Origin of the sequence: Streptomyces sp. NPDC051664, assembly GCF_044453545.1 — a bacterium.
In the GTDB taxonomy this organism is placed as follows: Bacteria; Actinomycetota; Actinomycetes; order Streptomycetales; family Streptomycetaceae; genus Streptomyces.
Window position 1 is genome coordinate 1 of record NZ_JBITCU010000029.1, and the last position, 19087, is coordinate 19087.

General features: G+C 68.3%; 16 protein-coding genes. 6 read left to right on the plus strand and 10 right to left on the minus strand.

Going from position 1 to position 19087, the window contains the following annotated elements; translation table 11 throughout:
• Positions 1–546: 546 nt before the first annotated feature.
• A complete protein-coding gene (locus ACIA8E_RS33415; RefSeq protein WP_399303812.1) occupies positions 547–1248 on the minus strand; it encodes an SDR family oxidoreductase in 702 nt (233 codons plus the stop codon).
• A gap of 97 nt (positions 1249–1345) precedes the next feature.
• Between ACIA8E_RS33415 and ACIA8E_RS33420 the strand changes: the two genes are divergently transcribed.
• Positions 1346–1936 carry a TetR/AcrR family transcriptional regulator gene (locus tag ACIA8E_RS33420; RefSeq protein WP_399303813.1) on the plus strand — a complete coding sequence of 197 codons (591 nt, stop codon included), beginning with the start codon at positions 1346–1348 and terminating at the stop codon, positions 1934–1936.
• On the opposite strand, the gene ACIA8E_RS33425 is transcribed toward ACIA8E_RS33420, so the two are convergent.
• The gene (locus ACIA8E_RS33425; RefSeq protein ID WP_399303815.1) at positions 1933–3402 is read right to left on the minus strand and encodes an aldehyde dehydrogenase; all 1470 of its coding nucleotides are present in this window, start codon (positions 3400–3402) and stop codon (positions 1933–1935) included. The genes ACIA8E_RS33420 and ACIA8E_RS33425 overlap by 4 nt on opposite strands.
• Positions 3403–3553: 151 nt before the next feature.
• Here ACIA8E_RS33425 and ACIA8E_RS33430 point away from each other — a divergent pair, with 151 nt between their 5' ends.
• On the plus strand, positions 3554–4249 hold the full coding sequence (locus ACIA8E_RS33430) for a TetR family transcriptional regulator (protein WP_399303818.1): 696 nt from the start codon (positions 3554–3556) through the stop codon (positions 4247–4249).
• Between the two features lie 244 nt (positions 4250–4493).
• Here ACIA8E_RS33430 and ACIA8E_RS33435 read toward each other — a convergent pair whose 3' ends face one another.
• Together ACIA8E_RS33435 and ACIA8E_RS33440 are read right to left on the minus strand one after the other, a co-directional pair.
• Positions 4494–5477 (minus strand): GNAT family N-acetyltransferase, encoded by a 984-nt coding sequence (locus ACIA8E_RS33435; protein WP_399303821.1) that lies wholly within the window; start codon positions 5475–5477, stop codon positions 4494–4496.
• Positions 5478–5697: 220 nt separating this feature from the next.
• Complete coding sequence (locus tag ACIA8E_RS33440; protein ID WP_399303822.1) at positions 5698–6330, minus strand: TetR/AcrR family transcriptional regulator; 633 nt, start codon at positions 6328–6330, stop codon at positions 5698–5700.
• Between the two features lie 102 nt (positions 6331–6432).
• Here ACIA8E_RS33440 and ACIA8E_RS33445 point away from each other — a divergent pair, with 102 nt between their 5' ends.
• Together ACIA8E_RS33445 and ACIA8E_RS33450 are read left to right on the plus strand one after the other, a co-directional pair.
• Positions 6433–7347: an NmrA family NAD(P)-binding protein gene (locus tag ACIA8E_RS33445; RefSeq protein ID WP_399303824.1), complete on the plus strand. Its 915-nt coding sequence runs from the start codon at positions 6433–6435 to the stop codon at positions 7345–7347.
• A 646-nt stretch (positions 7348–7993) separates the two neighbouring features.
• The gene (locus ACIA8E_RS33450; RefSeq protein ID WP_399303826.1) at positions 7994–8749 is read left to right on the plus strand and encodes a dienelactone hydrolase family protein; all 756 of its coding nucleotides are present in this window, start codon (positions 7994–7996) and stop codon (positions 8747–8749) included.
• A gap of 713 nt (positions 8750–9462) precedes the next feature.
• Here the strand turns inward: ACIA8E_RS33450 and ACIA8E_RS33455 are convergent.
• Together ACIA8E_RS33455 and ACIA8E_RS33460 are read right to left on the minus strand one after the other, a co-directional pair.
• Positions 9463–9537: a 50S ribosomal protein bL37 gene (locus tag ACIA8E_RS33455; protein ID WP_100661309.1), complete on the minus strand. Its 75-nt coding sequence runs from the start codon at positions 9535–9537 to the stop codon at positions 9463–9465.
• Positions 9538–9782: 245 nt separating this feature from the next.
• Positions 9783–10016: a hypothetical protein gene (locus tag ACIA8E_RS33460; RefSeq protein WP_399303828.1), complete on the minus strand. Its 234-nt coding sequence runs from the start codon at positions 10014–10016 to the stop codon at positions 9783–9785.
• 464 nt (positions 10017–10480) lie between these two features.
• On the opposite strand from ACIA8E_RS33460, the gene ACIA8E_RS33465 reads away from it, so the two are divergent.
• A complete protein-coding gene (locus ACIA8E_RS33465; RefSeq protein ID WP_399303830.1) occupies positions 10481–11980 on the plus strand; it encodes a carboxylesterase/lipase family protein in 1500 nt (499 codons plus the stop codon).
• Positions 11981–12334: 354 nt separating this feature from the next.
• Here ACIA8E_RS33465 and ACIA8E_RS33470 read toward each other — a convergent pair whose 3' ends face one another.
• Positions 12335–12895 carry a hypothetical protein gene (locus ACIA8E_RS33470; RefSeq protein WP_399303832.1) on the minus strand — a complete coding sequence of 187 codons (561 nt, stop codon included), beginning with the start codon at positions 12893–12895 and terminating at the stop codon, positions 12335–12337.
• A gap of 1244 nt (positions 12896–14139) precedes the next feature.
• On the opposite strand from ACIA8E_RS33470, the gene ACIA8E_RS33475 reads away from it, so the two are divergent.
• A complete protein-coding gene (locus tag ACIA8E_RS33475) occupies positions 14140–15099 on the plus strand; it encodes an alpha/beta fold hydrolase (protein WP_399303834.1) in 960 nt (319 codons plus the stop codon).
• A gap of 244 nt (positions 15100–15343) precedes the next feature.
• On the opposite strand, the gene ACIA8E_RS33480 is transcribed toward ACIA8E_RS33475, so the two are convergent.
• The 3 genes from ACIA8E_RS33480 to ACIA8E_RS33490 all read right to left on the minus strand — a co-directional run bounded on the left by ACIA8E_RS33480 (position 15344) and on the right by ACIA8E_RS33490 (position 18849).
• Positions 15344–17128: an MOSC domain-containing protein gene (locus ACIA8E_RS33480; protein ID WP_399303836.1), complete on the minus strand. Its 1785-nt coding sequence runs from the start codon at positions 17126–17128 to the stop codon at positions 15344–15346.
• Positions 17129–17899: 771 nt separating this feature from the next.
• Complete coding sequence (locus ACIA8E_RS33485) at positions 17900–18358, minus strand: MarR family transcriptional regulator (protein WP_399303838.1); 459 nt, start codon at positions 18356–18358, stop codon at positions 17900–17902.
• Complete coding sequence (locus ACIA8E_RS33490) at positions 18355–18849, minus strand: MarR family winged helix-turn-helix transcriptional regulator (RefSeq protein ID WP_399303840.1); 495 nt, start codon at positions 18847–18849, stop codon at positions 18355–18357. Before ACIA8E_RS33490 ends, ACIA8E_RS33485 begins: the two co-directional genes overlap by 4 nt.
• Between the last annotated feature and the right edge of the window lie 238 nt (positions 18850–19087).

Here is a 19087-nt window from a genome sequence, read left to right on the forward strand (position 1 = left end):
AAGCCAACTCCCCGGCCCCCGCCCCCCGCCCCCCCCCCCCCCCCCCCCCCCCCCCCCCCCCCCCCCCCCCCCCCCCCCCCCCCCCCCCCCCCCCCCCCCCCCCCCCCCCCCCCCCCCCCCCCCCCCCCCCCCCCCCCCCCCCCCCCCCCCCCCCCCCCCCCCCCCCCCCCCCCCCCCCCCCACCACTTCCTCGGTCTGACGGGCCCATCCGGTCGACGGACGCGGCACGTGGGCCGGGACGTGCGAGACAGGCTGCGTCCGTCGTGCCCGTTGCCCACGGTTGGAGGCGGAACTGACGACTGACGAGTGCGGTGATGCGGTGATGCGGTGATGCGGTAGGTGATCAGCGGAACTTCCGCAGGAGTCATCAGCTCTTCAGCGTGGCCATGGCGTGCTCGCCGACTCGGCCGTGAGTGTCTCTCGCGATCCGGGTGGCCATGCTGCGGGAACGCAGCAATGGATGTTGTGCGTCCCGGTGGCTGCCTACGTGCTGCGACGCCGCGCGGGACGGCCGCTGGAGCCAAGAAGGCGAAGGCAAGAGGCCGGTCAGGCGCTGAGCTCCGGGTAGAAGTTCGTGATGTCGCCGGACAGGGCGGCCTTGGCCTGACGGGAGGTCTCGTCGGCGAGCACCTCGAACGCACCCTTCTCGATCCCGTCCAGCGCCTCCTTGGCGATGTCGGCCGGCTTCGACTTGGGCTGTGTCACCTCCGCGGTCATGTCGGTGTCGACGTATCCCATGTGCAGGCCCGTCACGCCGATGCCGCGGTCAAGCAGTTCAAGCCGGATTGCGTTGGTCTGCAGCCAGAACGCGGCCTTGGTGGCGGAGTACGCACCGTGCCGAGCGATCCAGGAAAGCGCCGAGTGCGCGTTCAGGATGTGGCCGCCGCCGTTGCGCTCGATCACCGGGACGAAGGCCCGGGTCACATTCAGCGGGCCGAAGAAGTTGGTCTCGAAGACGTTCCTGATGTCCTCGACCGGTACGTCCAGGTAGGTGTCCGGTGCGCTGCTGCCGGCGTTGTTGATCAGCACGGTGACATCGGGCGCGGCCGCCACCAGCGCCTCGATCGAGGCCAGGTCGGTGACCTCCAGAGCCACCGGTACGACGCGGGCGTCGGTGCTCGGCTGCGGGTTCCGCGCGGTGGCGTAGACCTTCTTCACGCCGCGGGCGAGCAGTTCGTCCACGATCGCCTTGCCGATGCCGCGGTTGCCGCCGGTGACGAGTACGACGGCGCCTTCGAGAGTGGTCACTTTGACTCCAGACAAAAAGATGGAAACCGATCTGTTTCCCACCACACGATAAACCGATCTGTTTCCTTCTGCAAGACCAGCCGGTACCCTCGACGACATGACGACCTCGGCGACACCCCGCGAGCGACTGCTGCAAGCGGGGGGCGAACTCTTCTACCGCGACGGGATGAACATCGGCGTGGATGCGCTGTGCAAGGCCGCCGGGGTCTCGAAGAAGTCGATGTACCAGTTGTTCCGGTCCAAGGACGAGGTGATCGCGGAGAGCCTCGCCAGCCGCGGCCCGACGTACGAGGCCGCCCTGCTACCGGGCCCGGACGACGAGCGGTCGCCGCGCGAGCGCGTTCTGACCGTGTTCGAGCGGCAGGACCGGATGACTGCCGAGGGCAGCTACCTCGGCTGCCCGTTCGTGAGTGCCGCGGTGGAGCTGAAGGACCCCGGGCATCCGGGCAGTGTGGTCGCACGCCGTTTCAAGCAGCACCTGACCGACTTCTTCCAGGCCGAGCTCGTCGCCGCCAAGGCTGAGGATCCGGAGAGCCTGGCCGTGCAGTTGACGATCGTCTTCGACGGCGCGAGCGCCCGGGCCGTCGTACAGTCCCAGGCGCTCGGTGGCATCGGCGTGGTCACGGCAGCGGCCCTGCTGGATGCCGCCGGCGTGAAGCAGACAGTGCCGGCGGGCCAGGCCCGCTAGTCGACGCTTCCGCGTCCTCGGCGGACGCGGGTGATGGTCTTGTGCTCGACGTATCCGGTCAGGCCGACCTTGCCGTACTCGCGGCCGATGCCGCTGGCCTTGTAGCCGCCGAACGGCCCGTCGAAGCTCATCGGGGAACCGTTGATGGTGAGCGTGCCGGTACGCACTCGCCGAGCGATCTCAAGTGCCCGGTCCGGGTCGGCGGACCACACACCGCCGGACAGGCCGTACTCGGAGTCGTTGGCGATCCGGACCGCGTCGTCCTCGTCGTCGTAGGCGATGACGGCGAGCACCGGGCCGAAGATCTCCTCCTGGGCGATGCGCATACTGTTGTCGACGTCGGCGAACAGGGTCGGGGTGACGTAGTTGCCGCTTTCCAGCCCCTCGGGGATCTGCGTGCCGCCGGTGACCAGCCGGGCGCCCTCCTCGATTCCCACCTGGATGTAAGAGATCACCCGCTGCTGCTGATCCGGGCGGATCATGGGCCCGACGAAGGTGTCGGCGTCGGCCGGGTCGCCGACCTTCAGCGACTCCACCAGCTCCTTCAGCGCGGCGACGACCTCCTCGTAGCGGCTGCGCGGCGCGAGGATGCGCGTCTGGAGAATGCACGCCTCGCCGTTGTTGCCCAGCGAGCCGAACTTCAGCCCATGGGCGACCTCGCCGAGGTCGGCGTCCTCCAGGATGATCGCGGCGGACTTGCCGCCGAGTTCGAGACTGACCCGCTTCAGCTGCTCGCCGGCGATCGAGGCGATGCGACGGCCGGCCCGGGTGGAACCGGTGAACGCGATCTTGTCCACATCGCGGTGCGACACCAGGTACTCACTGGTCTCCCGGTCGGCGGGCAGGATGCTGAGCACACCTTCGGGAAGGCCGGCCTCGGCAAACAGCTCGGCAAGCATCATCATGCTCAGCGAGTTCTCCGGCGAGGTCTTCAGCACGACGGTGTTGCCGGCCAGCAGCGCCGGGGTCAGCTTCGCCATCGCCGCCGAGAAGGGCGAGTTCCACGGGATCACCGCGGCGACCACCCCGATCGCCTCCCGGCGAACGATGGTGTCGTACGGAGCCTCGGGGTCGGAGGGATCGACGATCTCCTCCCAGCCGAACTCCTCGGCAGCCTTGAGATAAGAGTTGATCTGCCGGGTCAGGAACGGCTGGCCCATCTTGGTGAACCAGCCGGCCGAGCCGTTCTCCGCGGAGATCATCGCGGCGATCTCGTCAGCTCGCGCCTCACGCAGCATGTCGAGACGACGGATGATCTCCTGCCGCTCCTTGGGATCCGTTCGCGGCCACGGTCCGTTGTCGAACGCCGCACGGGCCGCGGCCACGGCCCGGTCGATGTCCTGCGGAGCGGCCTGTGCGACGCGGCCCAGAACGGACTGGTCGTGCGGCGAAAGGATCTCCAGCAGGTCAAGGGAGCTGGGGGCGGTCCAGGCGCCGCCGATGAAGAGCTTGTCGTAAGAGGTCATGGGGGGTGCGTCGCTTTCGTGAGACGGCAAGGCCATCGAATAAGAGACCAGTGGCCCTCTATGCCATCCAAGATAACAACCCGCTGGCCCTTTAACAAGAGACCAGCGGGTCTGCTACTTTGAACGCAAGCCATACCCGAGGAGGAAGGCCGTGAGCCAGACCGAGAGCGCCGCATTCCAGCGGGCCCGGCGACCGGAACAGGTCGAGATTCGCAAGCAGACGATTCTCGACGCGGCCGAAGCCCTGCTCGGTGAGATGCCGATCGCGGAGATCAGCCTGCGCGAGCTCAGTCGCCGGGTCGGGCTGTCGAAGACGAACGTCGTGCGCTACTTCGAGACCCGCGAGGCGGTCTTCCTGGAACTCCTGCGCCGCTCCCAGCAGGAATGGCTGGACACCCTCGAACGCGACCTGCCGCCGGCCCAGTCGGCGCCGCACCACGTCGTCTGCGGCGCACTCGCGGCTTCCCTGGCGCAGCGGCCACTGCTGTGCGAGCTGTGGAGCGCACTGGCCACAGTTCTGGAACGCAACGTCTCCCTCGAATCCGTCCGTGCCTTCAAGCTGTCCAATCTGGAAGCACAGGTGCGCTTCGCCGGCCTGGTCAGCGACCACATTCCCGAACTGGGAGATGACGCCGCCCGGGAACTGGCGGCCCTGTGCACCGTCGCCGTGGCGGGCCTGTGGCCCTTCGCCAACCCCTCCCCCACTGTCCTGGCGGCGACCGAGGACCCGCGCCTGGCCGGATCCCGCATCGACTTCGCCACCATGCTCAGCCGACACCTCGGCCTACTGGTCACTGGACTGCTCCACCGCCCGCCCGACTCGCCAACTCCTCCCTCCCGGCAATGAATACGGGGAGCGAGGCCACCCGGCGGGCCTGGTCCAGTTGCGTGACTACGTACCCGCGGTAGCAGGTAAGCGGCTGCCACCAGCCGCGGCAGGTGACCATTGCCGCGGGACGGTCGGGCAATGCGCCGCGCGTGAACGACAAGCGCATGCATGAGGCGACCGGGGAGCGCAGACGGTTCTCCTCGGCGATCCTGCTGCCCCGGTGCCGCGATTCCCGGAAGATCAACGAGGTGCTGGCGCTGCTTCACCTGCACGGCCTGCTGAGGGGCGACTTCGTGCCCGCGCTCGGGCAGTTCCTCGGCTCAGACATCTGAGGCTGCTTCAGGCCATCAGTTCCGGCTGGAGTGCCAGAACGACGGAACGCCTTTGTGTATGTGCGCGTTCGACTCAACGCCTGGAAGCCGAGTGATTCGTAGACCAGCTTGGGGATCGGGTATCCGGCGTCGCCGCGTGGACAGACCGTGGCCAGCCCGCCGCCGGCGGCAGCGAAGGCGTGCAGTACCGCTACGCCCACGGCACGCGACAGGCCACGCCGGCGGTGCTCGGCGGCAGTGCCGACGGGCTCGAACAGGCCGACCCCACTGACCTCGTCGTACCAGCCCTGACAGTAGGCGACCGCTTCCCCCTCGGGGGAGAATGCGGCCAGGTCGAATGCGGACCGGTAGGGCCACACCTCGCGCATGGCCGCGTGCCGCTCCGCGGTGATGTGGGGCGAGTTCCAGACCGCACGGTGCACGGCCGCGCGTTCGATGACGTCGGCCGCGTCGCGTTGCGGCCGGATCCGGTAGCCCTCGGGCAGGGTGTGGAGCGGCGGCAGATCGGTCAGCGGACGGCTCAAGCAGGCGAAATACGGTTCGTCGGCGCCCTGCGCGAAGCCGTGGGCCACGAGTGCGGGGGTCAGGTGCGTCTCGTGTGCGCCTATCGTCACGCTCAGCCGGGCGGCGTCAGTGGCGCGTTGCGCCCAGGCCAGCACCTCGCCGGCCAGGTCCGGACAGGCCGGGTCGACCTGGATGGTCAACTCCTCCGGTGACTCCAGCCACCCCCAGGCCACGGTCGTATCGCCGGTCGACCAGACCGCGGTGGGGCCGGCATCGGCACCGGATACGGCGCATGCGGCCGCCCACGCCAGGTCGCCTGAATGCCGCCAGCCAGCCTTGGGGAAGACACGGCTGGCCAGGCTCTGCATGGCGCGCAACGCCACCGGTCCCGCGTATTCCTCTCTGCGCATGACCGGCCATCGTGCCGGGGCGGGCGGCGATCGACAACCGAATAGCGGTTCCGCTCGCCCGCACGCCGAGGCCGCATCCGCACCCGTCCCGAGTCGACCACCGCCCCAGGCAGCACTACGTCACCGAGACCGGGCCCCTCTGAGCAGCAGCCTCACGGAACTTATGCCTGATCCCACTCTTCGTGAATAGGGCCACTCTCGTGGTGACCCCCTTGTCGGCTCACAGCCGTCCGGCCTCGGCGAGGATCAGCAGGTCGTTCGCGGCCTCTTGGGAGCGGATGCGGATGGCGGCTGCGTCGGGGACCGGTCCGCCGAGCAGGGCCGTGTCCATGATCTCCGCCTGCAGCAGAGCGGAGAAGATGTGCGCGGCTCGTGCGGGGTCGCTGACTTTGGAGCGCAGTTCCGCCGGCCAGTGGGACAGGTGTCGCGTGAACAGGGTTGTGCGGTCGCCGAGAATCTCCTGTTGGTAGCGGCGGCCGAGTTCGGGGAAGCGCTGCGCGTCCCGAGCCACCACCCTGAACAGCGCCAACTGTTGTTCGGACAAGATGTGTTGGAGAAGCTCGCAGCCCGCTTCCGTCAGGCCTTCCAGGGGCGGCAGGTTCAGCCATTGCGGGTCCGCGGTCTGCGCGGAGGTGTCGCAGGCCTCCTGGATGACGGCGACGAAGAGGTCGTCCTTGCTGTCGAAGTGCCGGTACAGGGTCGTGATGGATACGCCTGCGCTCGCGGCGATGCGGTTGACCGAGCTTCCGCCGTACCCCTCTTCAAGGAAGGCCGCGAGGGCAGCGCTGATGATCGCCTCGCGCTTGCGCGCCATCAGGCGCGCTTTGGGGTCGTTCTCGGCCCAGCTACGCACGATTCTCCTCCGCTCTCCCACCAACTTGACAGAGCATACGACAGCAATCACTATCGTGTCATACGAAAGCGATCGCTTTTGTATGGAGCCAGGGAGAGACATATGGGGAACACAGACACCCCGCGGATACTGATCCTCGGGGCCACCGGCTGCACCGGAGCGGCGGTCGTCAAGACGCTGGAGGCAACACCCGACCAGGCGGTCCCGGTGCTTGCGTCACGCAGCAAGGCGACCGTCGAGCAGTGGATCAAAGAGGGGAAGGAAGCGGTCCGCATCGACCTCGATGACCCCGACACCTTCCCTGGCGCACTGGAGGGCATCGACCGGGTATTCCTGATGACCGGCTACACCTCGGCGATGAACCACCAGGCCAAGGCCCTGGTGGACGCCGCCGAGGACGCCGGGGTCGGCTTTCTTGTGCACCTGGGCGTGTTCAGTGACGGGCGCTCCACCGACCCGCACTTCGCGTGGCACGAACTGGTGGAGCGTTACATCGCAGGCTCCAAGCTGGCCTGGGCGAATGTGCATCCGCACGTGTTCATGGAGAACCTGCTGGGCATCAACCGGCTGCGCGACGGCCGGATGGTGTGGCCGATGGGAGACAAGCGGGTCGGCTGGATCGCCGGCGACGACATCGCAGCGGTCGTGGCCAAGGTCCTGGCCGAAGGCCCCGAGACGCATGCGGGCAAGGAGTACTACCTGTCCGCCGATCTCCTCAACGGCGCCGAGGTGGCCGAGGCCCTCTCCGTCGCTCTCGGGCGAGAGATCCCCGCACTGGTCCTGACCCCGGACGATCTGCAGCGCATGATCGATGCCGGACTGGACACCGCGCCGGCCAACATGGACGCCGCGTACGCGGCCAGCACGCTGATCTGGGCGCGACAGACCTACGAAGGCCGCTTCGACTACTCCGCGGTCACCACCAGCACCGTCCAGGACCTGCTCGGCCGCGAACCCATCCATCTCGCCTCATGGGCCACCGCACACCGTCAGGAACTGCTCGACCAGCTCCCCTGACAGCTGCGCCCCGAATTTTCACGTGCTGATCAGGTCGGCGGCCGTACGACAGCTTCCACCCGACTACCGCCCGTTCCTGGCCGCGCACCGGTCATGGCGGGAGGGCTCTACCTCAGCTGCCCGTAGTTGCATGGCCGGGCGGAATGCGACCTGAGGGTCTCGGGGGCCGCAGAGGAAGCCCCGACTGGAGGCTGCGGGCCCTTCGGCCACCGCGCGGGACGTATCGGCCTCGGCCCTGCGATGCACCGCATCCGACGCCGCGCGCTGATCCACCAGGGATTACGGGACAGCGCTTAGCATGCGTTGTCGTGGCACACACCCTGGCACTGCGTGTCGAGAAACAGCGCGCCGTGGACGAGGCGCACGCCGGACCGTGCAGAGCAGGGCGCGTACCTCAACGGGCGAGAAGCGTTGACCGCCCGATTACACCGAGGGATCAGTCCGGCCGAGGGACCGGTTGGCACATGGAGGGACGAACGGGGTCTGCCGGTCGACGACGGAGCTCGCCCGCGCCTTCCAGCGCATCACCGATCCCCCTCCGTCCTGACACCCGCCCCACTGGTGACAACCGGCCCACTGGCCCACCACAAAGCCCCCTCCTTGCCCCGAGCAACGGAGGGAAACAGGAAGAGAGAGGAGACCGCCCATGACCGCCGTGCGCGGAACATCGGTGGACATCCCCACCCAGGACGGCACCGCCGATGCCTACCTGACCCACCCCGACGACAGCAGTCCCCATCCCGCGGTCCTGCTCTACATGGACGCCTTCGGACTGCGCCCTCACCTGAAGAAGATGGCCGACCGCCTCGCCCTAGCCGGCTACACCGTCCTGGTTCCCAACGTCTTCTACCGCCATGGGCGGGCCCCGGTGGTAGAACTGCCCGACGTCATCGACCCGGCCCGCCGCCCGGAGATCTTCGAGCGTCTCGGCCCGGTCATGACGTCACTGACACCCGACCTGGCGATGCGCGACGCAGACGCCTACCTGCGCTGGCTGACCGCCTGCCCCCTGACCACCGACGGGCCCGTCGGCATCACGGGCTACTGCATGGGCGCCCGCCTGGCCATGCGCACCGCCGGCACCTACCCGGAGCGGGTCGCGGCCGTGGCCGGCTTCCACGGCGGCCGCCTGGCCACCGACTCACCCGACAGCCCGCACCTGCTCGCCGACCGGATCACCGCGGAGCTGTACTTCGGCCACGCCGACCAGGACCCCTCGCTACCTCCCGAGCAGATCAACCGCCTCGACGAGGCCCTCACCGCAGCGGGCGTACGCCACCACAGCGAGATCTACACCGGGGCGCACCACGGCTTCACCCAGGCCGACACCGCCGCCTACGACAGCACAGCGGACAAGCGCCACTGGACCGCACTATTGGCGCTCCTGGACCGCACCCTCTGACTGTCACCGCCGCCCGCCACTGCCCGGGCACCACACCCTCCAGCAGGGCCGTCTCCTCCAGAGCGAACGGCGCGCCCTCCTTGAGGGGCTGCCCACGGCAGAGCGCCTCGCTCGGCCGGCAGGCCGCCGTCCCCTTGCCGGTACGCTGATCGCCATCGCCGTCCTCCTGGCACTCAAGGACGCCACCAGGGCCTCAGAGGCCGCCGGGCCATTCGTCCACGGGTCAGCCCCACGCCTCGAACCGGCAAGCGGTGCAGCGCCCGTCGCGGTGCACGCCGCCTCCATCACCGCCGGCGAACTCGATTCTCGCTCGGCTCCGCTCGGGTGTTTCTCTTCGATCAGCGGGTTCCGGAGATCGAAGAGAAAGCACCTTGCTGCGCCGCCCGCTGTTCCACGCCCCAGCGCCGACAGGCATGGGCAAAGCCGACTCCAGCCATCAGCGCGGGAACGGCCAACTCCAATGCCGGCGATGCCATCCGGTCCGAGTCCATCCGCCGCGTCAAGCCACTGGTCTACCGACAGGTCGCCTGACCTGAGGTGGGAAGAAACTGTGGGAGTCGTCGCCTCCCGGGGCCGCACCTACAGAACCCTCGTCGTCGACGTTCTGCCAGGCCGCACGCCGGAGTCCTTCGCCGCCTGACCGCGCGACCACTCCGGCGCCGAGAGCATCCGATGGCTCCTGAAGGCGGTTCACGAGCCCCTGTTGGGCGCTCTCAGGCGTTGGGACGCTTGCCGTGATTGGCCTTCTTCTTCTTGCGGGCGCGTCGCTTGTTCCCTCGCTTGGCCATGGTTCACACCTTCCAGATTCAGGACTTTTCGGGCGCTCGTCAGTCTAGGTTCGGCCGGGCGCGCCCGCATCAGACGGCGCGCCGTCGGAGTCCATGGAGCCCTCCCCTCTCCACGGCCTCGCGAAGAGCGCGTCGCAGTTCATCCCGGGCCGGCCCTCCTCCTTCGTCGGCGTGCGTCCCGGACCGCGAGCCGGCGCAGGGGCGAAGTAGGGGTGTGCCACCGGATACGCCAGAAACCCGCCCGTTCAGGGGACCCACTTGTACTTGGCTCCGCCGACCCATCTCACGACCGCGGGATCGTCGAGGTCGACATCGGTCACCCCCGCCCGGTGCGCCAGCCTGATCACATCCACCATGTCGTAGGCGGGCCCCACCAGCTCCCCGTTGATCTCCACCATGCGGTACGGCGGATCGTCCGGCACTACGCCGAGGACGACGACGGGGGTGGGGTGGAACACCTCTTGTGCATCGTTGGTCATGTCTACAGGGTGTGGCAGGGGCGCGACGCGCACATGTCGAGCGGACCAGTGCGCGGGAGCCGGCGCTACGTACCACTTGCGGCCCGCTACAGATTCGGCTCAGTCCGCGGTGGTGCGGTCGGCAGGGCGCCCGGCGGGTCCGTCAGGGCCGACCACGCCTGAACGTTCGCGATCCGATGCCGAACCTCGGCCGGACTCACTGTCAGGCGGGAATGAGCTCCTCGAAAAGGACCGGTCGCTGATGCTGTCACCCGGCGGGATGTATGGCGAGTCGGGCGCAGGCAGATGCTCAGCCTCAGAGGCTACCGATCAAATTGATGATTGACATCGCAGGTGCGTCAATCGAACAGATCCAGGCGTTGGTGCTGAGGCCGGCCCCACTGACAAGCTGAGGGCTATGGCTGATCTCCCACCCGCGCGTCCGCCGCTGGATCGGTCGGCACCATGCTGCGTGAAGGAGCCCTGTGGATAGGCGTAAGACAAACGACGGTTGGGTGCGAGGCCACCGGCCAGTTCCGGATGTCGTCGCCTTTCTCGGTATTCCTTACGCTGCTGCGCCGTTCGGGGGCAACCGGTTCAGGGAACCGCGTCCGGTCCACGCATGGGAGGGAATTCGAGAGTGCAAGGATTTCGGTCCCATTGCCCCGCAGTCGGCAAGACTGCCCGGGGCACCTGCATGGTCGCCCGGCGACGAGGACATCCTCACACTCAACCTCTGGGCTCCGTCATCCGACGGTGGCCCCTTGCCGGTCCTGGTGTGGATCCACGGCGGTGCGTACACGTTCGGGTCCTCCGCGCAGCCGGATTTCGACGGCACCGCACTGGCCCGTGCCGGTGTGATCGTGGTGACCTTCAACTACCGACTCGGTTTTGAAGGCTTCGGTCACCTTCCGCCCGGCAGCAAGTCGTACCCGGAGAATCGGGGCCTGCTCGACCAGATCGCCGCGCTGCGGTGGGTCCGTGACAACATCGCCACTTTCGGCGGCGATCCGACGAATGTCACGCTGGCCGGGCAGTCTTCCGGGGCAGCCTCCGCCGCCTGCCTGATGGTGATGGACCAGGCCCGCGGTCTGTTCCGGCGTGTCATAGCCCATAGCGTCGCGAGCCCTTGCTATTCGATCGAACTCGCTGCTGAGACCACCGGGAAGGTTGCTGAGGCTGCCGGCATCCCCTGCACGGCCGATGCCTTGGTGTCCGCCGCTCCGCACACGCTGGTCGACGCCTCCGACCGGGTCGTCGATGACTACCGGCAGGACCCTTTCTCCGGTCACCGCCATTACGACCCCGTGATTTACGGCCCCGTCGCCGGAGGTGGCATCCTGCCCAGCGACCCGCTGTCCGCGACAGCCGCGGGATCCGCCCGCGAGGTGGACCTGTTGGTCTGCCACACGACGCAGGAGTACCGGCTGCTCGATGCCGTCGGCAGCAGCGCGAAGGTCATCACCGACGACCAACTCGTGCTTTTCGCGAAAGACTTCCATCTCCCCGACACCCTGGTGCCGGGCTACCGCGCGCTGATGCCCCTTGCGCCCGCCCTCGACATCTACCTCGCGATCTTTGGCGACATGCAGTTCAGCGAGTACAGCACTCGGCTCGCTGAGCGGCACGCTCAATCCGGCGGCCGTTCCTTCATGTCCCGCTTCGCCCGTCAGCGCAACGGTCCAGAAGGAACGGTGTACGCCTGGCACTGCGCGGACATCCCCTTCGCGTTCGGCAACCTCACCGCCAAGAGCGTCGAGTTCCTCATCAGCGGACCACCGAGCGCTGAGGACCACCATCTGTCCCGGCGCATGCTGAACGCATGGGTCAGCTTCGCTACTACTGGTGACCCCGGCTGGCAGCCGATCAACGACTCCACCGGTAGCGTCCGGACCTGGGGCACGTCAGACAGCCGCTCCCAGCCACACGCCGCTGCCATCCGCGAGCTGTGGCACCGAGCCGACTTCCCGCTCCTGCGGCCATGAGAGACAAACTCTACGGTTCCGATGCACCACCCCGACCGGTGCCCGCCGCAGCCGGCCGGTCGAACAACGCGTCCGAACGAGCGGCGCCGACCGATCGAGCACCCCACGGACACGGGCCCAGGAATCGGGTACGCAGGGCTGCAGCCGGCCGGTCCGCTTGCCGCGACACGCGGGAAACTCGATGAACGCTTAGTATCACGTAAAGGGTGTATGGGAGCACCGGGCACGGGTCGCACGCGTGCGCGACCGCCTGGCATCCGCGCATCCGCGCATCCGCCGAGGGGTACCCCCCGCACCGGAAACCCCGGCCCGATTCCGACGGGCCGGGGTTTCCTTGTGATGCGGGTGGAGCTGTTACCACTCGCCGCGGTGTTCCCTGACCACTCGGAAGCTGCCCACGACGCCATTGCGAACCTTCACGCCGCCGCGGACGTGGCGGGTGAAGACGCCGTTGCTGGTGCTCCAGGGGCCGACCGTGGCGACCGGGGAGCCGTTGTCGCAGGTCGCCCCACGGAAGAGCTCGACAGACCTGCGGCTGTCGTTGCGGACGTTGAAGCTCCGCGAGCCCAGACCGCTGACCACAGTGATGCAGCCCTCCTCCGAGCGGGCGGAGTACGACCGCTCGTTGATGAAGATCCGGCCTTCGTACTTGTAGCCGTGGCCACCACCGTAGCCACCGCCACCCCCGTAGCCGCCTCCTTCATTGCCCTTCCCGCCCGCGTTTCCGCCTTCGTTTCCGCCTGCGCCACCGAGCGGAGCCGCCGCAGGGGCACCCTGCTGGACGGCCGGCGCGGCCTGCTGGACAGACGGGGCGGCCTGGGGCGAACCAGCGGCCGAGGCATAGGTGATACCAGTAGTTGCGAGGACCGCGGCGCCCACTGCGGCGGCGGTCACGGCGACGGTACGCGTCGTCATGTCATTCTCCCTTGTCTCTGAGGGTCGGCCGGGCAACCGGCCTGTAATGAACGTACTTATGGCGCCTTTACCTGTCATGTCGGATATGCCGAAAGCGTGACCCCAGGAGCCGTCGAGGCGCGTCAGACAGGGCTGACGCATCGTCAAAATGCTTACAAATAGGCCTATATGACATCCGACTAGGCCTTCTGGGTGACTTCGTGCCACCCGCTCACCCTCTCGGCAGCATGTCGCCGGAATCCAGCGCCCAATGCCGCGCCTCGCGTCCCTGAACGAGCGTCACCGACGCTCACCCTCATCGCCCTGGCCGCCGCAGCGGCCGACCGCACCCTCCTCGCACACCAAGACGGAGAACGGCACCACCACGGCCCACCCTGCCGACGAGGCACTCACCAGCCCGCCCCGGACAGTGCCGCCCCGGGCCGGCCCACCGGTGGGCGCCCGACAGATCCATTGCGCATGAGGGGGGTGTGCCGTCAGGGCCGTCACCGTCGGACGACGGCCGCCGACATGGCGGCATGGTCCGGCAGAACGGTGAACCGGTGATGGACGTCGACCGGCCTGGTGAAGAGCCGCACGTACCTCGCGTTCCGGAACGCGGACGGGGAAGTGCGTGCGTCATACCTGTTGCCGGATCCCATGGAGGAGTTCGGAATCGAGACAGGTCCGTTCGTGACACGCGTCAGCGGGATCCCACCTGCCGGCCCAGGAGGGATACGGAACATCACCCGGTCTGGTCGACGAAGACTTCGATGACCCAGTACTTCTCACCGACGTACACACCAGGATGCTGGGCGGCCTCCCAGCCGGCCGGGTCCACTACGACAACCCCTCCCCGGCGGTCTCCAAGGTGATCCACAAGAGCCGATCACGGGAGCAACATCCTCGGTGGGCGAAGTTTTGGCGGCATTTCGTCCTCACCATTTTCTTCAGCGAGCCGGGATTTCGCCCGGTCCATGGAAGAAGGACGGGGTAAAGAGCCGGGTCACCTATCTCCGCCTCAATTACCTCCCCCCTGTTCCCCGGTGGACTCCCTCGACGAGCTGAACGTCTCCGCAGCCCGGGCTTGCGCCCGGCATGGCCGGCTCCCATGTCCATGTGCGGTCACGGGAGCTGACTCCTACCCACCCTATTCACTCCGCTGCCCCGCCATTTTCACCTTGTTGGACGGCCCGGCCGGGCTCGACAGCGCCAATACGTGAACGGTTGGGTGCTCTAGGCACTTCAAGGGAAGCGAGAACGGCATGACCGCATTGGCGATCTCCGGCGCCCGGCATCGAATACTGCGTGCACACGTCACCGTGGCCGGATGTGCCCTGGCCCTGTGCGCGGCCTCAGCGGCCCCCGCGGACGGTGACACTTCAGGTGCGAAACCCACCGTGGTCCTGGTGCACGGGGCGTTCGCGGATGGCTCCAGCTGGGACGAGGTCAGCTCGCGGCTCGAGCGCAGCGGATACACCGTCATCGCACCCGCCAACCCACTGCGCGGCCTGTACAACGACTCCACCTACATCGCCTCCGTACTGGACAGCATCAAAGGCCCGGTCGTGCTGGTCGGCCATTCCTACGGCGGCGCTGTGATCAGCTCCGCCGCGGCCGGCCACCCCCAGGTGAAGTCGCTGGTGTATGTGTCGGCTCTGATGCCCGACGTGGGCGAGAGCGGCATGTCCCTGGCCGCACGTTTCCCCAGCGAACTGAGCACCGCCACCAGGTCCGTCCCGTACCGGGAGAGCGGCCGGAGCGGGACCGACCTGTACCTCAAGCGCGACAAGGTCCACCCGGTCTTCGCCGCCGACCTGCCGGAGAGCGAGGCCAATCTGCTGGGGGTCACCCAGCGGCCCGTCGCTACGACTGCCTTCTCCGAGAAGGCCAAGGTCGCGGCCTGGAGGGACATCCCGTCCTGGGCGCTCGTCGGCCGGCAGGACAAGACCATCAACCCGGATCAGGAACGCTTCCAGGCGAAGCGCGCCGGTGCGCACACGGTGGAGATCAACTCCTCGCATGTGTCCCTGATCGCCCACCCCGAGGCGGTCACCAACCTGATCCTGCAGGCGGCCGCGGCTTCCTCCTCCGCCCAACCGTCCTTGGCGACCACCGGGTCCGTGCATGACGCCCGCGTCGAGGCCGGCATCGCGGGGGCGTCCCTGGTCGTCGGCACAGGTGCCGTCCTCCTCGGCCGCCGGCTGCGACGCCGCCTCCCCTGATGGCGGACCGGGGCAGCGCACCACCTGACGGGCGGCTGATGACGGCCCGAAGTCGCGGAGTCGATCGCCCGGGGACCACGGTGTCTCAGGGCGTCCGGGACGGGTTCCGGACGTCCTGCCTGCAGAAATGCGCGGCCACGAGCACCCGCGCCTCACCGGCACCCGCGCGCCGCCTTGCCCTAATCGGTGTCGCCGGACGCAGATGGCCCGCAAGGCGACGCAGCCGCGGCGGCAGCAGCGAGAGTCAGAGATCGAGGATGAGATCCGTGGGTGGCCTTGAGCAGCAGATGAGTGCGTTGCCCTCGGCCGGTAGGTCGATGGGGTCGGGAGAGTAGTCGACACGGCCGGAGACCACTGCGGTCTCACAGGTGTGACACACACCGGTGCGGCACGACCACTGCACGGGGACGTCGCATGCCTCGGCGAGCTCCAGAAGTGTGCCGTAGCCGGCGTCCCAGGGAACGGTCAGACCGCTGCGGGCGAAAGAGACGGAGGGGCCGGTGCCCGGTCCGGGTGGATGAGCGGGCAGATGAGGGGCCGGCGCATCGGTCGGGACCACTCCGGGCGTGATCGCGGTCACGGATCCGAAGGTCTCAGTGTGGATCCGTACAGGGTCCAGGCCGCAGTCCACGAGTGCTTTTGTCATGTCGTCCATGAACGCCACCGGACCGCAGATGTAGGCGTTCGCGTCCGACGGGAATTCAAGGTCCTCGAGCAGCTGAGCGGTGAGCCGGCCGGTGGAGGTGTAGTCGTCGCCGAGACGGTCGTCATCGCGCGGGCGGCTGTAGGAGACATACCGTCGGCCGGACGGAAGGCGGGACAGCAGGTTGCGTGCTTCGTGGGCGAAAGGATGCTCCGCGCCGTCCCGGGCTCCGTGGACCCACCACACCGGGCGGGGATCGAGGTTGTCGGCCAGCGCATGGAGCATGGCGAGCACCGGGGTGGCCCCGACGCCGGCGGAGACCAGCACGATGGCTGCCCCGTCTTCGGCGAGGGTGAATGTGCCTCGTGGGGCAGCCACATCCAGGACGTCGTCCAGCGTGACGTGTTGATGCAAGTAACTGCTGGCTACGCCATGGGGTTCCTGTTTGACGCTGATCCGGTATTGCGCCTCTCCGGGGCGCCCGGACAGGGAATAGCTGCGAATGACCGGCGCGCCCTGCGGATCGGGGCGCATCCGGACTGTGACGAACTGGCCGGGCAGCGCCGCGGGAAGCGGACTGCCGTCGGTGGCAGCGAGGGTGAGGGAGAGGATGCTCCTGCTCTCCGGAGCGATGTCCTTGACCATCAGGGGACGGAAGCCCGGCCACGCCGGCGGCGGGCTGGTCGCGGCGGACGTCAGGCCCGTATTGCCTCCCGTACTGCCCGTTGACCGGCCCTTCGAGTCGTAGTCGTCCAGGAGTGACTGCATGGAAGTCTTCCAGCCGGGGCTGAGCGCGGGAATGCGGAGCGCCCGTTCCACCTGGGAACGCGAGCGCCCGGGTTTGTAGAGGACCGCGTCGATCTCCGCGACGGTCATGGCTTCCGGCCCCGTGGAGACTTTGACGATCTCGTCTCCGGCCTGGACGAATCCCTCGGCCAGCACCTTGAAGTAGAAGCCGGGGCGTCCATGGGCGACCAGCAGGGCGGGCATCTGCGGTTCGTCCATGCGAAGGCCTACGCGGTAGCAAGTCACCCGGGGCTGCGTTACTTCGAACAGCGCATCGCCGATGCGGTACCGGTCCCCGATGCACACTTCGTCGTCGGGCAGGCCGTCCACGGTGAAGTTCTCACCGAACTGACCATGAGAGAAATCGTCGCGGTGCAGGTGCTTCTGCCAGTGCTGATAGGAGTCCACCTGGTACACCAGCACTGCCCGGTACGGACCGCCGTGACCGGCAAGGTCGCCCTGGCCGTCTCCGTCGATGTTCAGTTTCCTGACCATCCGCGGGCCCGTGACCGGCTGCTTCCACACACCCGTATGCGTCACCCGGCCCTTCCAGGGAACATCCCGGGGCATCCCGACATTCACGGCGATGAGCGTGGTCATCGGTGCATCTCCCTGGTCGAGCGGACCACCCCCACCAGGGCCACGCTAATACGCCGACATTCGATGGTGAGTCAGGACACGTGACGCAACGCCATGCACTGAGGCCCTTGTGGCGGCCAGGTATCCATGTGGTGGCGGTGGAGCCCGGTTTCGCTCTCAGGGGCTGGTTGCAGCATGGGGCAGCGCTGAGATGAACTCCTCCGCGGTGAGGATGGCGTGGGCATCGGCGGGAGCGTTGACCTCGAACGTCGCTCGTCCTGGCGTGGTCCCACCATGTGGTGAGCGGGAGTGACACACCGTCGGCGACGAGGGCGGGCTGTCCATGTGGTGGCCGATCCCCACGAGCGTCTGCCGTCGCTGCACATGGACATCGACGCGCAGGGACGACCACCCGTCAGCAGACGCCGGCTTACCCGTTCAGCTCAAGTTCCGGCCCTGTCAGCGCCGCTGGCGCGGGCAGCCAGGGCAGCGTGGAGGTGGAGCCCGTCCGGGAGCCCTTCGCACGTCGACCGGGCGGGCCGCCACATCCGAGCCGCGGGTGTCACATCCTGCGCAGCACGGCCGGCGTCTGCCGGAGAGAGCCGTGTCATCACGGGGGGTGTGCTCGTACCTCACGGGGGAGAAACCCCTCGCAGATGACCACGTCGGCCATGCTTTGGCGCATCGCCTCCGGCGGGAACAATTCGGCCTCACAGACCGGCCGGCGCGGCGGCGGACAGTCCGCCGCCAACCGTGACCGACGGTTGGTGGCCCGGTCGGGTGGTCGGACGGTCAGTCGGCCAGCGCCGCAAGCTCCGCGTTGGCGCGCTCGGTGACCAGGGCGAGGACCCGGCCGGCGGCGGTCAGGTCCTCGGCGGGTATCCCGCCCCAGATGCGGGCGGTGATGGGGGCGGTCTCCGCGCCGACGGTGCCGATCAGCTCGCGCCCCGCATCCGTGGGGCGAAGGTGCGTGCCCTCTGCGACGAGCAGCTGCTTGGCCAGCAGCTCGTCGAGAGTGGCACGGATGTCGGCCGGATCAGCCTTGAGGGAGCCCCGGACCTGGGTGACGAGATCGTCCGGCGTCTGCGGGGCGTCGGCGGTGACGGCGGCGCGCAGGGTGACCTGCTGCTGGAACGTGGTGCCGTGAAGGGCCAGGACGCGCTCCAGGACGCCGCGGGCGGCGTAGTGGGCCAGGCCGAGGGCGCGGGCGTCGGCGATGGGTGCGGCGGTGGTGGATGCGGTGGTGGTCATGGTGTTGTCCCCTGAGTGCTCTCGTCGTTCGGTACGGATGCAGCGAGAGGTGCGTCGAGCAGGGTCGTCAGCTCGTCGGTGAACGCCCGCGTGCGCGGGGCGCCGAGGCCGCCGAGCGGCTCCAGCAACTGCTGAAGCAGTTCCTGGACCACCGCGATGGCCTGCCGCGTGACGGCCTGGCCCTGCTCGGTGAGGGCGAGCTGCACGGCGCGCGGGTCGCGGGGATCGCGGGTGCGCTCGATCAGGCCGGCCGACTCCAGGGCGCGCGCCAGCTTCGAGACGTACAGCGCCTCCAGGCCGGTGTGGTCGGCGAGTCGGCGCTGACTGGGCCGCTCGCCGGCGCGCTGCATGCCGTACAGCGACGCGACCAGTGAGTACTGCGCGTGGGTGAGGCCCAGTGGAGCCACCGCGCGATCGACCGCGACGCGCCACTTGTTGGCGAGCCGCCATACCAGGAAGCCTGGCGTGGGGCCCGGTGAACCCTTACTCATACTAAATAGAGTACATGGCTACTATGTCCATGGCTACTATTTTCTGCGGATCCAGCGGGCCAAGCGCATCCAACAGGACCGTCGCCAGGATCCTTCCGGCGCCGAGTCGGCCTCGCATCCGCACGGGCCGGCCCTTGAGATGGGTAGGGGCTGCTGTCGTAGTCGGCCCAGTCCGCGGTCGCCGTTTCCAGGCCCCGGAGTTTGCGTGGTCACGGACTTCGGCGACGAGCACCGCCGC

What these genes read in the sequence shown, in the direction of transcription:
- ACIA8E_RS33450 (WP_399303826.1), top strand. Translation starts at nt 7,994, where the DNA reads ATGACCGCCGTGCGCGGAACATCGGTGGACATCCCCACCCAGGACGGC.
- ACIA8E_RS33490 (WP_399303840.1), bottom strand. Translation starts at nt 18,849, where the DNA reads ATGAGTAAGGGTTCACCGGGCCCCACGCCAGGCTTCCTGGTATGGCGG.
- ACIA8E_RS33460 (WP_399303828.1), bottom strand. Translation starts at nt 10,016, where the DNA reads ATGACCAACGATGCACAAGAGGTGTTCCACCCCACCCCCGTCGTCGTC.
- ACIA8E_RS33420 (WP_399303813.1), top strand. Translation starts at nt 1,346, where the DNA reads ATGACGACCTCGGCGACACCCCGCGAGCGACTGCTGCAAGCGGGGGGC.
- ACIA8E_RS33480 (WP_399303836.1), bottom strand. Translation starts at nt 17,128, where the DNA reads ATGACCACGCTCATCGCCGTGAATGTCGGGATGCCCCGGGATGTTCCC.
- ACIA8E_RS33425 (WP_399303815.1), bottom strand. Translation starts at nt 3,402, where the DNA reads ATGACCTCTTACGACAAGCTCTTCATCGGCGGCGCCTGGACCGCCCCC.
- ACIA8E_RS33475 (WP_399303834.1), top strand. Translation starts at nt 14,140, where the DNA reads ATGACCGCATTGGCGATCTCCGGCGCCCGGCATCGAATACTGCGTGCA.
- ACIA8E_RS33485 (WP_399303838.1), bottom strand. Translation starts at nt 18,358, where the DNA reads ATGACCACCACCGCATCCACCACCGCCGCACCCATCGCCGACGCCCGC.
- ACIA8E_RS33445 (WP_399303824.1), top strand. Translation starts at nt 6,433, where the DNA reads ATGGGGAACACAGACACCCCGCGGATACTGATCCTCGGGGCCACCGGC.
- ACIA8E_RS33435 (WP_399303821.1), bottom strand. Translation starts at nt 5,477, where the DNA reads ATGCGCAGAGAGGAATACGCGGGACCGGTGGCGTTGCGCGCCATGCAG.
- ACIA8E_RS33470 (WP_399303832.1), bottom strand. Translation starts at nt 12,895, where the DNA reads ATGACGACGCGTACCGTCGCCGTGACCGCCGCCGCAGTGGGCGCCGCG.